Annotated in this window: 12 protein-coding genes and 1 pseudogene; 7 read left to right on the top strand and 6 right to left on the bottom strand. The window is 68.9% G+C overall.

Going from position 1 to position 14186, the window contains the following annotated elements; all coding sequences use genetic code 11:
- Positions 1–2 precede the first annotated feature (2 nt).
- The 4 genes from ABTX62_RS01450 (at position 3) to ABTX62_RS01435 (ending at position 3537) form a co-directional block, all read left to right on the top strand.
- On the top strand, positions 3–494 hold the full coding sequence (locus ABTX62_RS01450; RefSeq protein ID WP_352114266.1) for a low molecular weight protein-tyrosine-phosphatase: 492 nt from the start codon (positions 3–5) through the stop codon (positions 492–494).
- Positions 491–1780 carry a cystathionine gamma-lyase gene (locus ABTX62_RS01445; protein WP_352114265.1) on the top strand — a complete coding sequence of 430 codons (1290 nt, stop codon included), beginning with the start codon at positions 491–493 and terminating at the stop codon, positions 1778–1780. The genes ABTX62_RS01450 and ABTX62_RS01445 overlap by 4 nt, the downstream gene beginning before the upstream one ends.
- Positions 1781–1974: 194 nt before the next feature.
- Positions 1975–2880, top strand: coding sequence for a LysR family transcriptional regulator (locus tag ABTX62_RS01440; protein ID WP_352114264.1), 906 nt, complete (start codon positions 1975–1977; stop codon positions 2878–2880).
- 174 nt (positions 2881–3054) lie between these two features.
- The gene (locus ABTX62_RS01435; protein WP_352114263.1) at positions 3055–3537 is read left to right on the top strand and encodes an NUDIX domain-containing protein; all 483 of its coding nucleotides are present in this window, start codon (positions 3055–3057) and stop codon (positions 3535–3537) included.
- A 9-nt stretch (positions 3538–3546) separates the two neighbouring features.
- On the opposite strand, the gene ABTX62_RS01430 is transcribed toward ABTX62_RS01435, so the two are convergent.
- Positions 3547–5172 carry a globin domain-containing protein gene (locus ABTX62_RS01430; protein ID WP_502997883.1) on the bottom strand — a complete coding sequence of 542 codons (1626 nt, stop codon included), beginning with the start codon at positions 5170–5172 and terminating at the stop codon, positions 3547–3549.
- A gap of 569 nt (positions 5173–5741) precedes the next feature.
- Between ABTX62_RS01430 and ABTX62_RS01425 the strand changes: the two genes are divergently transcribed.
- Positions 5742–6605 (top strand): GNAT family N-acetyltransferase, encoded by an 864-nt coding sequence (locus ABTX62_RS01425; RefSeq protein ID WP_352114261.1) that lies wholly within the window; start codon positions 5742–5744, stop codon positions 6603–6605.
- Between the two features lie 75 nt (positions 6606–6680).
- Here the strand turns inward: ABTX62_RS01425 and ABTX62_RS01420 are convergent.
- Positions 6681–7100, bottom strand: a pseudogene (locus ABTX62_RS01420) (GlcG/HbpS family heme-binding protein); the annotation flags it as partial.
- 66 nt (positions 7101–7166) lie between these two features.
- Positions 7167–8375 (bottom strand): MFS transporter, encoded by a 1209-nt coding sequence (locus tag ABTX62_RS01415; protein ID WP_352114260.1) that lies wholly within the window; start codon positions 8373–8375, stop codon positions 7167–7169.
- 141 nt (positions 8376–8516) lie between these two features.
- Between ABTX62_RS01415 and ABTX62_RS01410 the strand changes: the two genes are divergently transcribed.
- A complete protein-coding gene (locus tag ABTX62_RS01410; protein ID WP_352114259.1) occupies positions 8517–8981 on the top strand; it encodes a MarR family winged helix-turn-helix transcriptional regulator in 465 nt (154 codons plus the stop codon).
- Positions 8982–9052: 71 nt separating this feature from the next.
- Positions 9053–9505, top strand: a complete 453-nt coding sequence (locus tag ABTX62_RS01405) for a GNAT family N-acetyltransferase (protein WP_352114258.1) — start codon at positions 9053–9055, stop codon at positions 9503–9505.
- A 62-nt stretch (positions 9506–9567) separates the two neighbouring features.
- Here the strand turns inward: ABTX62_RS01405 and ABTX62_RS01400 are convergent, their stop codons facing one another.
- The 3 genes from ABTX62_RS01400 to dnaB form a co-directional block, all read right to left on the bottom strand.
- Positions 9568–10953, bottom strand: coding sequence for a serine hydrolase domain-containing protein (locus tag ABTX62_RS01400; protein WP_352114257.1), 1386 nt, complete (start codon positions 10951–10953; stop codon positions 9568–9570).
- Positions 10954–11229: 276 nt separating this feature from the next.
- Positions 11230–12174, bottom strand: a complete 945-nt coding sequence (locus ABTX62_RS01395) for a DUF3626 domain-containing protein (RefSeq protein ID WP_352114256.1) — start codon at positions 12172–12174, stop codon at positions 11230–11232.
- Positions 12175–12630: 456 nt separating this feature from the next.
- The gene (dnaB, locus tag ABTX62_RS01390) at positions 12631–14112 is read right to left on the bottom strand and encodes a replicative DNA helicase (protein WP_352114255.1); all 1482 of its coding nucleotides are present in this window, start codon (positions 14110–14112) and stop codon (positions 12631–12633) included.
- Between the last annotated feature and the right edge of the window lie 74 nt (positions 14113–14186).

Here is a 14186-nt window from a genome sequence, read left to right as displayed (position 1 = left end):
CCATGACGTACCGCGTCTGTTTCGTCTGCACGGGCAACATCTGCCGTTCCCCGATGGCTGAGATCGTCTTCCGCGCGCGGGTGGCGGAGGCCGGCCTCGACGGGCTGGTGGAGGTCGACAGCGCCGGCACCGGCGGCTGGCACGAGGGCGACGGCGCCGACCCGCGCACGGTGGCCGTCCTGGAGGACAACGGCTACGCCGGCGGCCACACCGCCCGGCAGTTCCAGCCGTCCTGGTTCTCCCGCCTCGATCTGGTGATCGCGCTCGACTCCGGCCACCTCGGAGCTCTGCGCCGCCTCGCCCCCACGGAACAGGACGCGCAGAAGGTACGACTGCTGCGCTCGTACGATCCCGCCACCGACGAGGACCTCGACGTACCGGACCCCTACTACGGGGGCATGGACGGCTTCGAGGAGTGCCTTGAGATGGTGGAGGCGGCGAGCACAGGGCTGCTCGCCGCAGTACGCGAGAACGTGGAAGGACAGGCGGCATGAGTGATTCCGCGAGGGGTGAGGCGGACCGGGCGACGGGCGACGCGGACCGGGTACAGGAGGCCGCGAGCCGGGTGACGGGCGCAGCGGGCCGAGCGGCGGGCGTCGTGGACGACGTGACGGCCGCCGTGGACGAGGCGACGGGTGCCGCGGGCCTCGCTGCCGCGGACGCCGGTGACGGCACGCGCGCGGTGCGGGCCGGGCTGCCCGAGCCGGTCAAGCACGAGCCCACCCTGCCCGGTCCCGTGTTCGCCGCTCACTTCCACCTGCCGGGCGACCCGACCGGCCCCTACACCTACGGCCGCGACGAGAACCCGACCTGGACACTGCTCGAGCGCGCCATCGGCGAGTTGGAGGCGCCCGGCCCGGACGGTGCCGAGACGCTCGTCTTCGCCTCCGGCATGGCCGCGATCTCAGCGGTGCTCTTCTCCCAGTTGCGCACCGGTGACGTGTGCGTCCTGCCCGACGACGGCTATCAGGCTCTGCCGCTGGTCCGCGCTCAGCTGGAGTCCTACGGCATCGAGGTGCGCACCGCGCCGACCGGCGGTGACGCCCAGCTCGACGTCCTCGACGGCGCGAAGCTGCTGTGGATCGAGACCCCGTCGAACCCCGGGCTGGACGTGTGCGACATCAGACGGCTCGCCGAGGCGGCACACACGCGTGGCGCCCTGGTGGCCGTCGACAACACCCTCGCGACGCCGCTCGGCCAGCGTCCGCTGGAACTCGGCGCCGACTTCGCGGTGGCCAGCGGCACCAAGCAGCTCACGGGCCACGGCGACGTCCTGCTGGGTTATGTCGTCGGCCGGGACGCGGAGGCCATGGCCGCCGTACGCCGCTGGCGCAAGATCGTCGGTGCGATCCCCGGACCCATGGAAGCCTGGCTCGCGCACCGTTCGATCGCGACGCTCCAGATGCGGGTCGACCGGCAGAGCGCGACGGCCTTGACGGTCGCCGAGGCGCTGCGTGAACGGCCCGAGGTGTCGGGCCTGCGCTACCCGGGGCTCCCCGACGACCCCTCGCACGCGGTCGCCGCGCGGCAGATGCGGTGCTTCGGGTGCGTGGTGTCGTTCACGCTGCCCACGCGCGCACATGCCGATCGCTTCCTGGACGCGCTGCGGCTCGTGGACGACGCGACGAGCTTCGGCGGAGTGCGGTCCACGGCTGAGCGACGCGGGCGCTGGGGCGGGGACGCGGTGCCGCAGGGCTTCATCCGCCTGTCGGTCGGTGCCGAGGACCCCGAGGACCTGGTGGCGGACGTGCTGCGTGCGCTGGACGCGTCGGCCGCCTGACATCCCCATGGACGGTCCGAGCCTCCCCCCTTGTGGCTCGGACCGTCCTCCGGTTCCCCGCGCAAGAACCGCGCGACCAAGGCTAGTTGACTGTCTGTCAGTGTCCAATCACCGTAGCGACAGGGGCCTATCGACTTATTTATAGTTGAGCGCGGCCGGGGGCATGAGCGGGGCCGAAGAGGGGAGCTTGCGCGGTGGATCTGGCCTTGCTGCGGACCTTCGTGACCGTGCACCGAGCCGGCTCCTTCACTCGCGCCGCCGCCCTGCTCGGCCTCTCCCAGCCGGCCGTCACCTCGCAGATACGGACGCTGGAACGGCAGCTGGGCCGCCCCTTGTTCCTGCGGCAGGCCCGCGGCGTGACCCCGACGAGCATCGGCGACGAACTCGCCCACAAGGCCGCACCGCATCTCGACGCCCTGGTGGAGATCACCGAGACCGGCCTCGACGACGACTCCTCCTTACGGACGCTGCACCTCGCAGGTCCTCCGGAGTTCACCGCCGAACGAGCCCTGCCCGCCCTCACGGAGCTCACCGGCGAGGACGGTCAGGGCTTCGCCTTGCGCGCTTCGTTCGGGAGTGCCGAGGAAGCCCTGGAAGGGCTTTCCGCCGGGCATCATGATCTGGCCATCAGTACAGCCCAGCCACGCGGCGCCCTGCTCACGGCGACCGCGCTCTGCGACGAGGAGCACGTCCTGGTCGCCGCCCCGCGCTGGGCCGAGGAGACCGGCGCCGGGCAGCCGGACGGCAAGCCGATACCGGCCGTGAAGCAGGTGCCCGTGGTGGAGGTGCACGAGTCGCTGCCCTTCGTCTCCCGCTACTGGGCCTCTGTCTTCGACTCGCCCCCGGCCGCCCCGGGCACCGTCATCGTTCCCGACCTGCGTGCGGTCCTGGCCTGTGCGGTCGCGGGGGCGGGGCTGGCGGTGCTGCCCCGCTATCTGTGCGCGGCGGCGCTGGAGCGGGGCGATGTCGTGCTCCTGTACGAGCCTGCGGTGCCGCCGTTGCGAACGTATTTCCTCGTGGTCCGCACCGGGACGCTCGCCATGCCTCATGTCGCGCGGGCGCACGACTGGTTGCTGCGGTCCGCGGCCGACTGGTGCTGAGGCGCTCGGGGTCGAGCGCGGGCCGTGCCGAGGTGCGCTGCGGGGCGCCCCGACGGGCGGTGGCGGGCGCCATGGCGCGGATGCCGGGCGCTCGGGACGGTGTCTGACTCTGAGGGCTCGAGTGGTCACGTTTCGCGATGTTTCACGTGGAACCAGCCGGGCCACATTTCACTCATGACCGTCCGACCCGTGGTCAAGCGCACCGCCCGCGCCGTTCTGCTGGACGGTGACGACCTGATCTTGATCAAGCGCACCAAGCCTGGTGTGGATCCCTACTGGCTCACCCCCGGCGGCGGGGTCGAGCCCAGCGACTCGACCGTCGTCGATGCCCTCCACCGCGAGGTGTACGAGGAGCTCGGCGCGAAGGTCACCGATGTGGTGCCCTGCTTCGTGGACACCATGGAGCACATCGGGGAGGACGGTGGTGCGAGCGGTGTGAAGGTGCAGCACTTCTTCGTCTGCCGCCTGGAGTCCCTGGACCCTTCTCTGCGTCACGGTCCTGAGGTCGACGAGCCCGTCGGTGAGTACGAGATCGTGCGTGTGCCCTTCACCCGGGTCGGGATCGCGTCCGTCCATCTTGTGCCGCTGTCGCTGCGGCACTACCTGGACGGCAACATCGAGGGTGTTCTCGCCATGCACGCGCCCGACCTGGGTTGAGGCGCCTGTTCAGTTCCCGGCCGCGACCAGTTCCTCGACGGAGTCGTGCCGTATGCGGTCCGACGGGATGCCGAGGTCTCTCAGGGCGTCCACACCGCTGCGGATCATCCCGGGCGGACCCGAGAGATAGGCGTCGAACTCGTTCCACGGCCCGTAGGCGCGGATCGCGTCCGGCAGCTGCTGGTGCGCCTGCTGGTCGATGATCGCGCGGACCGAGAGCCAGGGGTGGATCTGCTGGAGGCGGAGCATGGTGTCGATGTCGTACAGGTCATGGTCGGTGCGGGCCCCGTAGAAGACCTCCACCGGCCGGCGGTCCCCGTGCTCGGCGACATCCTCGATCAGAGCCTTGATGGGCGCGATGCCCGTGCCGCCGCCCAGGCAGAGGAGGCCACTGGCTGTGGTGTGGTCGACGGTCATCGAACCCGCAGGCGGGCCGAGCCGGATGATGTCGCCGGGGCGTGCGCGGTGTACCAGGGCGTTGGACACCCAGCCGGCCGGAACGGCCTTCACGTGGAAGGACAGCAGACCGTCGGAGCGGGGGGCCGAGGCGAAGGAGTAGTGCCGCCAGATCCGCGGCCACCAGGGCGTCTCCAGGCTGGTGTACTGCCCGGCGAGGAAGGGGTACGGCTGGTCGGAGCGGACCGTCACGACGGCGACGTCCGGGGTTCTCAGCTCGTGCGTGACGATCTCGGCGTACCACCACGCCGGTGCACGCAGTTCGTCCGCGGCCGCCGCATCGATCATGACCTGGGAGATCGTGGTGTAGGCCCGGACCCAGGCCGCCTCCATCTCCGGGCTCCAGACTTCGGCGGCGTACTTGCTCAGCGCGCCGATGAGGCATTCGCCGACGGCCGGGTAGTGCTCGGCCCGCGTCCCGTACTTCCGGTGGCCCCGGCCGAGGTTCTGCAGGTAGTCGACGAGGACGTTCTTGTCGTCGATGTGCTCGGCGGCCGTGAGCAGCGCCCTGAGCAACCGGTCCCGCTGGGTGTCCATCGCGGCCGGGAACAGCGACCGCAGGTCGGGGTGACGGACGAAGAGCAGGGCGTAGAAGTACGACGTGACCTTGTCGGAAACAGGGGCGACCTCGGCCATGGCGCGGCGGATGAGTAGGGCGTCGGGGGACGCCGCTTCGCCCGGGGCTGTGGCGGCTGGTGCCGAACTCGACGCCGGTGCGTGCCGCTGGGAGGGAACACGCGGCTCTGGAGCGGCAGACGGAGGCGCCGCCACGGTGGAGGCGAAGGGCGCCGGGGTGAGCGCTGTGGGTGCGGGACCCGGCGACGAGGCGGCGGCCTGACGTGAGAACGCGTGAGACGGGTCGTGCTGCGCGGCTGAACGGGTGGACGTGGGGATCTCGTTCGGGGATTCACGAACGGAGTCCGGCCCATCGGCGTTAGCGCCGCCGGGCGACGAGGCGGGTGGCTCGGACATGCCGTCCTCCGGCACATCCGGGGCGGGCCTGGACGTTCCCACGGGACGTATCACGGCCGGTCGGCGTCCGTCTGCCGTCCCGGGTCGGCTTTCCGGCGATGTCGTCGGGTTCTTGCGGGGTGTGAACCAGCCGCCCCCGCCGCCAGAAGTGCCGTTGTCGGCCGACGTGGTGGTCGGAGCGTCCATGGTGTGCCTCGCCTCGAGCATCTTTCGGTCGGTCTGCGCACTTCCTCGGTCGGAAGGTGCCTGCTTCCCCCGTGGACGGTCTGCGTTCCCCTCCTTGTCGCGGCCAATACGGTCACATTCAACCTGTATTCCAGCTCCGTACGGACAAGTAAGGCGAGAGTGTGACATTGGCCGCAGCAACTCTCATCGCGCTTCTCACTCGCCCGGACGCTTCGGTCGCACACCCGGAACGCGGGTCTTCGATCTCTCCGTCCCGTTATGCTGCACGCCCCTGGACCCGGCCCACACGGAACGTGCCGGCTCGCCCCGGACGCGAACCGGAGTCGACCCTACCGGCCGCCACTGTGCATACAAGTCCCGCCTTCACCCGTCGCGAATGAGGGCACGACGCGTATCGGCGAGTCGGCCAACGATGTGACGGGGAACCCCGTTCACGGCCTCGATCGGACACCAGATGTTCTTACGTGTTTCACGTGAAACATCCAGTCCCGGTCCGTGCGTCGGCCGAGCGGTGACAACTGGCCAAAAGGTCGTATGTCTCCGTCGAAACAGGTGGACGCCGGGGTGCCTTGTCAGACAGCCTGACCCGCGTGCCGACTCCTTCTCTTGCCTCATTGTCCATCCGTCGTCTGACGCTCCGCGATCAAGCCGCCTGCGCCGACGGGTCCGAGGATCGGGGGTGGCCACGGGAGGAGCACAAGTGGGCTTTCCTTCTCACGGCCGGGAAGGGCTACGGCATCGACGACCCCGAGGGGGGCCTCGTCAGCGCCTGTGTCGTCACCGAGTACGGGCCGCAGGATCCCGCCCTCGCCGCGATCGGCATGGTTCTGGTCGCCGGACGGCATGCCCGCAAGGGCGTGGGGCGCCGACTGATGCGCCACGTCGTCTCCGCAATGGGCACCACGCCTCTCACCCTGCACGCGACGCCGCACGGCCGACCCCTCTACGAGGAACTGGGCTTCAAGACCATCGGGCGGGCAGAGATGGTCGCCGGGCGCTTCACTCCCGGCGGACCGGAGTCGGAAGTGGCCACCCGTGCCGCGACCGCCGAGGACATCACCGCGATCCTCCGGCTCGACGAGCAGGTGTTCGGGGCCGACCGTACGCACATCGTCACCCGGTTGCCCGCTTTCGCGGACCAGTTGCGCGTGGCCGAGGAGCACGGGCGCATCATCGGATACGCGGCGGCCTGGCCCAACATGGACACCCACGTCGTCGGCCCGCTCATCGCGCGCGACACATCGGTGGCCCAGGCGCTCATCGCCTCACTCGCCGCGCACACCGACCGTCCCCTGCGCACCGACATCGACGTGCGGCACGAAGAGCTCCTCGCATGGGTGAAGGAGCGCGGTCTGGAGGCCGTCGCCTTCAACTCGGTGATGTCCTACGGCATCTCCGAGTCGCTCGGAGACTGGAGCCGGCGGTTCGCACCGGTCACCGTCGCGGCGGGCTGAAGAGCCGCGATACGACGACGCCGGCTCCCCATGGATCGGGAAACCGGCGTTGTCGCGCTGACGCGGGCCAGGTCGAGCGAGGGCCTCCACAGCGGTCGCGGCGAAGCCGTGGTCCTGTTCCGGGGCACCCCCACCGACGCCGATCGCGCCGATCAGGCGGCCGTCGCGGTGCACCGGCACACCACCGGTGATGAACAGCAGCGGCCGGTCGAGGGCGGTCGGCAGCGTGTGGAAGAGACCTCAAGGCTGTACCGCGTCGGCGAGGTCGGCGGTGGGCGCGTTCAGCTGGAGAGCCGTGTAGGCCTTGCGGGTGCTGGTCTCGCCTGAAATCAGCACGGCACGGTCATCGCGACGGAAGGCGAGCAGATGGCCGCCCACATCCAGAACGGTGACGCTGATCGTGACGCCCGCGGTCTCAGCGGCACGGTGGGCGACGGCGACGAGGACCTCGGCGTCACGGGTGGTCAGCGGGGCCACAGCGGTCGTGGTGCTCATGAGGGGGTTCTCCTGGACGGCTTGCAGGGGTGCTGAGGCATGTAGGGGTCGGGACGTTGAGACTGCTCAGTGGTGGGCAGCGACCCGCTGCTCCGTCGGCGCGGGTCCTGTGACGACGGTGCTGGAACCACCGGAACGACGCTCCAGGGCGGCCGAGACGACGGCCAGAACCAGGGCTCCGGCAGCCAGGGCGGCACCGACCCAGTTGGGGGCGGTATAGCCGAGGCCGGCCGCGATCACGAGTCCGCCGAGCCAGGCGGATAGGGCGTTGCCGAGGTTGAAGGCGCCGATGTTCACTGCGGAGGCCAGGGTGGGAGCGCCGTGCGCCTGGTCGAGGACCCGCTTCTGGAGCGGCGGCACGGTGGCGAAGCCCAGGGCACCGATCAGCGTGATGGTGATCGCCGACAGCAGCTTGTCGTGCGCGGTGAGGGTGAACAGCGCCAGGACGACGGCCAGGGCACTCAGGGCGATGTAGAGCATCGGCATCAGGGCGCGGTCGGCGAACTTGCCACCGACGAGGTTGCCGCCGACCATGCCGAGGCCGAAGAGGACCAGTAGCCAGGTGACGGAGCCGTCGGCGAAGCCCGCGACGTGGGTCATCATCGGCGCGATGTAGGTGATGGCGGCGAAGACACCGCCGAAGCCGAGGACGGTCATGGCCATCGCAAGCAGCACCTGCACGTTCTTGAAAGCGGCCAGCTCGTGTCGCAGGCGCACGCCCTCTGTCTCGGGCATGTCGGGGACGAGCCGGGCGATGCCGACCAGGCCGATGACACCGAGCGCGGCGACGATGCCGAAAGTCACCCGCCAGCCGACGGACTGCCCGACGAGAGTGCCCAGCGGGACGCCCACGACGTTGGCGACAGTCAGACCGGTGAACATCATGGCGATGGCTCCGGCCTTCTTGTCGGGGACGACGAGGTCGGCCGCGACCACCGAGCCGATGCCGAAGAAGGCTCCATGCGCCAGCGAGGCGACGATCCGGCCGATCAGCATGACGGAGAAGGCCGGGGCGAGGGCCGAGAGCAGGTTGCCCGCGATGAACAGGCCCATCAGCAGCATCAGCATCCGCTTGCGGGAGATCTTGGTGCCGAGCACGGTCATCAGTGGGGCGCCGAACATGACGCCGAGCGCGTAGCCGGTGACCAGGTACCCGGCCGTGGGGATGGACACCCCGTACTCGCTCGCGACCTCGGGCAGCAAGCCCATGATCACGAACTCTGTCGTTCCGATCCCGAAGGCCCCGATCGCTAGGGCCAGAAGCGCGAGAGGCATGGAGGGGTTACCTTCCCGGACGATTGCAGGAGCACTTTACGTGCGTTCACAATAGTTGTACACACGGGATATTTGCATACGCTGCCTATTGCGGTCCTGCTCTATCCTGGAGGCAGCCGCTCCGGGACGGAGGAAACGCCAATGACAGCGACGGACCCCGCGCTCACCGCTCTCGCCCAGAGCTGGTGCGCCCTCTCCCTGCTCCACGGGAGAATCGAGGCCCGCATCGAGCGCGCTCTGCAGGCACAGCACGACCTCAGCGCGCGCGAGTACTCCCTGCTGGACGTGCTCAGCCGACAGCACGACGGGGACGGAGGCCATCTCCAGATGAAGCAGGTCGCCGACGCCGTCGTCCTCAGCCAGAGCGCCACCACGCGTCTGGTCACCCGGCTGGAAGACCGCGGTCTTCTGGAGCGCTACCTGTGCCCGACCGACCGCAGGGGCATCTACACGAACGTCACCGCGGCTGGTCTCGAACTCCTGCAAGCGGCGCGGCCCACCAATGACACCGCCCTGCGCGAGGCTCTCGACGAGGCGGCGAAGAACCCCGAGCTGGCCCCGCTGGTCCGGGTCGTGGAGACGCTGCAGACCCCGGTGCCCGCCTAGGGTCGTGTCCCCACAGGGCCTCGCCGCGTGCGACAGCTCCGCGCGGGCCGTCTCTGCGTAGAGTGCGACTCATGGGAGATCTTGAAATACGTGCCGCCGTGGCCGACGACGTCCAGGCGATCGTCACCATGCTCGCGGATGATCCGCTGGGCGCACAGCGCGAGTCCCCGGACGATCTCGCCCCGTACCTGGCCGCTCTGGAGAGGCTCAGCGCCGAGCCGAACCAGCACCTGGTCGTGGCGGTTCGGGAAGGCCGGGTCGTCGGAACTCTCCAGCTCACGATCATTCCGGGGCTGTCTCGACGCGGCGCGATCAGGTCGATCGTCGAAGGGGTGCGCATCCATGCGGACGAGCGCGGCAGCGGCCTGGGGACTCAGCTCATCGAGTGGGCGATCGACGAGTCCCGGAACCAGGGCTGCCAGTTGGTCCAGCTGACGTCCGACAAGACGCGCGCCGATGCCCACCGCTTCTATGAGCGACTCGGCTTCACGGCCTCCCACACGGGCTTCAAGCTCCAGCTCTGACCGTCGCGATGATGTGTGTGGATGCCCTGTTTCACGTGAAACAGGGCATCCACACGCACCACCTAGCCGATGCCGCGCCATCCCTCGGGGTCGACACCGCCCGGCACAGGAGCCCCCTCGTCATACGGCCGGCGCGTGAACATGAACGAGCCGAGGTCCAGGTGGCTCACGGACCCGTCCGGTCGCCGCACGGCCTTCAGGAGCTCGCCGGCGTAGTAGCTCTCCAGCCCTGTCCATGTACCGTCACCGTTCGGGCGGAACCGTGAGCGACGGCCGCTGCCGGACAGCGGTCCCAGGGAAACGTGCCCGTCGGCCGTAAGCCGCAGAGCGAAAGCGTGCGTCCCCCAGTACCACTGGCCCGTCAACTCCAGCAGCGACGGGTCGACGTCGTTGAGCGGCTTCCACGGTGCAGGGATGCGCGGCTCCGCCTCGGCGACGATACGGACCAGGTCCGCGGCGACGGTGAACAGCATCGGCCCGGACGTGGCATTGGCCAAGGCGATCGCCACCACGTCGTCGTCGACGCTGATCATCAGGCAGGCGAGGAAGCCGGGCAGTGAACCGGTGTGGCCGACGAGGGACCGTCCGTTCCGCCGCCGGATCTCCATGCCCAGACAGTAGGCGTAGCCGCTCGCCACGTCCGCCGCCTCGTGGGGCGCGGCCGGCGTCCTCATCTCCCTCAGCGACTCGGTGCTCAGTACCCGCTCGTCGCCGTTGACCAGAAAGACCGCGAACCGCGCCAAGTCCGCTGCGGTAGCCCAGAGTTGACCGGCCGGCGCCATGCGGCCCAGATCCTCGGTGGGCTCGGGAAGCATCACGTCGGCCCAGGGATGCACGGCCCAGCCGCCCGCATGGGGCGCCTGCGGTCGCACGCTCGTGCGGTGCAGCCCCAGAGGTTCGAGCACTTCACGCCGAAGGACCTCCTCCCAGGGGGCGCCGCGGAGTTTTTCGATGAGTGCGCCGAGCAGCGCATAGCCCGGGTTCGAGTAGTGGAACCTGCGGCCGGGCGGGGTCAGCAGGGGCCGCTCACCCAGGACGTCGGCGAGTTCGGGACGCAAGGATCCCGGGCTTCGCTCCCACCACGGCCCCGGTGTCTCGGCCGCCAATCCCCCCGTGTGTGCGAGCAGTTCGGCGACGGTCGCCTCTCCCACTCCGGTGCCCGGCAGGTGTTTCTCCAGCGGATCCCCGAGGTCGATCGCGCCCTCGTCGCGGAGCCGCAACACGAGAACCGCCGTGAAGGTCTTGGTGATCGAACCGATCCGGTACTGCACGTTGTCGTCCGGCGCGTGGCCTTCCACCGAGGTCCGCGTGCCCGTCCACACCGTCGCCCCGTCCCGCACGACGGCCGCGACGAGCGACGGAGCCCGTCCCTCGGCCTGTGCGACGGCGATCCGGTGCAGCAGAGCACGACGTGTGCCGGGGAGCAGCTCACCCTGAGATGTCGTCATGGGCCCAGTTCACCTGCCCCAGCAGCCTCTCGTCGAGCACATGGGGGGCGGGCCTGTGAGGCGAGGTGTAGCATCTCGCGGCTCGTATCATGGCGCGGGTGCGGTGACCTGCGTCTTCTCCGGTTGTCTCGCAGCTTGGCCAGCCGACTTTGTCTCAGCGCCGTGTCATTTCCTCGGCTGGCAAACGTCAGTGCACGCGTTGTGTGGCCAGGTCCAGCCAGTGCTCCGCATCGGTCGGTGTGAAGTGCCTGATGGCCCAGTCGACCATGCGAAGGCTCATGTGGACCCATGCAGGCCGCAGGATGCCAATGAACGGTGGGTCACCGGCTCGCCGGCTCCGGGGGACAACGGACCGGCTGAGTCGCGCGCTTCAGCGTTCGTGCGAAGTAGCGAGCCGAAGCGCGCCAGGCAGTGCCAGACTTTCTTGAGCGCCTGTGGGTCGTAGCGGTCTGTGTGGGCAGCCTCTCCAATGCTCCGGGGATCAAGCCAACCGTCGACCGCGATCTCGGCGCCTAGATCGACGTACTCCTGTCCGCGGTAGTCCGGGTGGCGTCGCAAGTGATCCACGGCCAGTCGGAAGCCGGGATGCCACTCAATGGCGCATGGGAGTCGGCGGGCCATGTCTTCCACGGCCGTGCCGCGATAGCTGGGATCTAGGACCAGGGATTCGACGTCGCAGTCGAATCTGACCGGCCCATGAATCTGCGCTTCGATGTGGCCGTCCAAGGCATCGAGGCCGTCGGCCTCGGCCAGCTCAAGGAGCGAAAAGCGGTTTGCAACTCCGAACGCCGGGGGGTCGGTGGAGCTGTCTGGGTAGCAGAACGTGGCTCGCGCGAGAGTCTTGATTGTGAGCCTGAAGTGCGAGGAGCCGAATCGAGGTGCCCCGCCGACAGCCTCTCGCCGGTAGTTCAGCGCTCCGTAAACGGGGCGTTCGCCAGCGGCGGCATGGTCGTAGGCACCTCCGAAGATACGGCTTTCCCAGCGCCACCTGTCCCCGCCTGGGTAGGCGGTCAGACCACCATTGCCGGTGCCGGTCACGAACTGCGACCGGTAAATTCCGTCCTCCGCCATCTTGAGCAGGATCGGGCGATCGCCCGCCATGCGGTCGGGGTGGAAGTTCATCGTCAGCCGCAGTCTGCGGTTGAGCGGCCCTCCCGAGGACAGGGCCGCGACGTGACGCAGAGCCCTCTCCTGCGGGGACCAGGCGACATCAGTACCCATCCGCGCAGTGTGCCCCAACATCATCTGTGACCACACCGGGTTTGGAGATAGGGGCGTGCCAGGACGTCCTTCGGGACTTCGCGGCGAGCTCGCTGACGGATCTGGACGGTGGATCGCGCTGAGCACTCGGTCACCTCGGCTGCGAAGGCAGGGTGTTCGTCCAGGAGATAGCGGATGGCGGCGATGCTGGTGTCGAGCACGCGGGCCGCATGTTGGACGGGGCGCTTGCGCTGGCGAACGAGCTGGTGGAGGCGGGGGATGCCGATGTCATCCGGGTCGGATCCGGGCAGGTCGAGACCGCTCAGCGGCGTGAGAGCAGACGCCTGGGCTCGGAGCCAAGTAGCCCGAAAGAGTGAACGCGCCGACCTGCTTGTCCCACGGCCACTGCATAAGTGCAGCCGATATGAAGCAGAGCGTGAGACGGTGCAGCGAAACCTGAAGCCCTACAAGGTGGGATCAGGTCTGCGCCATGTCCACGAACCGTGAGTAATGACCCTGGAAGGCGACCGTGATGGTCGCCGTCGGGCCGTTTCGGTGCTTGGCCACGATCAGGTCGGCCTCGCCCGCACGCGGTGACTCCTTCTCGTAGGCGTCCTCGCGATGCAACAGGATGACCATGTCGGCGTCCTGCTCGATGGAACCGGACTCACGCAGGTCGGACACCATCGGCTTCTTGTCCGTACGCTGCTCGGGACCACGGTTCAGCTGGGAGAGGGCGATGACCGGGAGCTCCAGCTCCTTGGCGAGCAGCTTGAGGTTACGGGACATGTCCGAGACCTCCTGCTGACGGCTCTCTGCCCGCTTGGAGCCACCCGACTGCATCAGCTGCAGGTAGTCGATGACGACCAGCCTGAGGTCGTTGCGCTGCTTGAGACGACGGCACTTGGCACGGATCTCCATCATCGACAGGTTCGGCGAGTCGTCGATGTAGAGCGGGGCCGCAGAGACGTCGGGCATCCGCCGGGCCAGGCGCGTCCAGTCCTCGTCCGTCATCGTCCCGGACCGCATGTGGTGGAGGGCGACCCGGGCTTCGGCGGACAGCAGACGCATGGCGATCTCGTTGCGCCCCATCTCGAGCGAGAAGATCACACTCGGCAGGTTGTTCTTGATCGAGCAGGCCCGCGCGAAGTCCAGAGCGAGCGTGGACTTACCCATGGCCGGACGTGCCGCGATGACGATCATCTGGCCGGGGTGCAGGCCGTTGGTGAGGGAGTCGAAGTCGGTGAACCCGGTGGGCACACCGGTCATCTCGCCGCTGCGCGAGCCGATCGCCTCGATCTCGTCGAGCGCGCCTTCCATGATGTCGCCGAGCGGCAGATAGTCCTCGCTGGTCCGCTGCTCGGTGACCGCGTAGATCTCCGCCTGGGCCCGGTTGACGATCTCGTCGACGTCGTCGTCGGCCGCGTATCCCATCTGCGTGATGCGGGTGCCGGCCTCGACGAGGCGGCGCAGCACGGCCCGTTCGTGGACGATCTCCGCGTAGTACGCGGCGTTGGCCGCCGTGGGCACCGTCTGGACGAGGGTGTGCAGATACGACGCCCCGCCGACCTTGTTGATCTCGCCGCGCTTGGTGAGCTCGGCCGCGATCGTGATGGGGTCCGCTGGCTCGCCCTTGGCGTAGACGTCGAGGACGGCCTGGTAGATCGTCTCGTGGGCCGGTTTGTAGAAGTCGTGACCCTTGAGGATCTCGACCACGTCGGCGATGGCGTCCTTGGACAGAAGCATGCCGCCGAGGACGGACTGCTCGGCGTCCATGTCCTGCGGTGGTACCCGCTCGAACGACGGGGCCGATCCGCCGTCCCAGGCCCCGCCGTCCCTGCCGCGCTCGTGCTGCTCGCCGCGGCCCCGGCCTCCGTCACCGCGCCGGCGGGAGGCGGGCAGACGATCACTGGGACCGCTGTCGGCCCACGGGTCGTCCAAGGGCTCGGAAATGCTCACCGAGCCACCTCCTCACGTCCGCCGAAGCAGACCTAGCCGTGCCCCTCTGTTCTACGGCACGGCACTGACAAATA

Source organism: Streptomyces sp. NPDC096046, assembly GCF_040303285.1.
Classification (GTDB): domain Bacteria; phylum Actinomycetota; class Actinomycetes; order Streptomycetales; family Streptomycetaceae; genus Streptomyces.
This window is presented reverse-complemented; position numbering and strand designations above follow the sequence as displayed.

What these genes read in the sequence shown, in the direction of transcription:
- ABTX62_RS01450 (WP_352114266.1), top strand. Translation starts at nt 3, where the DNA reads ATGACGTACCGCGTCTGTTTCGTCTGCACGGGCAACATCTGCCGTTCC.
- ABTX62_RS01410 (WP_352114259.1), top strand. Translation starts at nt 8,517, where the DNA reads ATGACAGCGACGGACCCCGCGCTCACCGCTCTCGCCCAGAGCTGGTGC.
- ABTX62_RS01395 (WP_352114256.1), bottom strand. Translation starts at nt 12,174, where the DNA reads ATGGGTACTGATGTCGCCTGGTCCCCGCAGGAGAGGGCTCTGCGTCAC.
- ABTX62_RS01445 (WP_352114265.1), top strand. Translation starts at nt 491, where the DNA reads ATGAGTGATTCCGCGAGGGGTGAGGCGGACCGGGCGACGGGCGACGCG.
- ABTX62_RS01405 (WP_352114258.1), top strand. Translation starts at nt 9,053, where the DNA reads ATGGGAGATCTTGAAATACGTGCCGCCGTGGCCGACGACGTCCAGGCG.
- ABTX62_RS01435 (WP_352114263.1), top strand. Translation starts at nt 3,055, where the DNA reads ATGACCGTCCGACCCGTGGTCAAGCGCACCGCCCGCGCCGTTCTGCTG.
- ABTX62_RS01400 (WP_352114257.1), bottom strand. Translation starts at nt 10,953, where the DNA reads ATGACGACATCTCAGGGTGAGCTGCTCCCCGGCACACGTCGTGCTCTG.
- ABTX62_RS01430 (WP_502997883.1), bottom strand. Translation starts at nt 5,172, where the DNA reads ATGCTCGAGGCGAGGCACACCATGGACGCTCCGACCACCACGTCGGCC.
- ABTX62_RS01415 (WP_352114260.1), bottom strand. Translation starts at nt 8,375, where the DNA reads ATGCCTCTCGCGCTTCTGGCCCTAGCGATCGGGGCCTTCGGGATCGGA.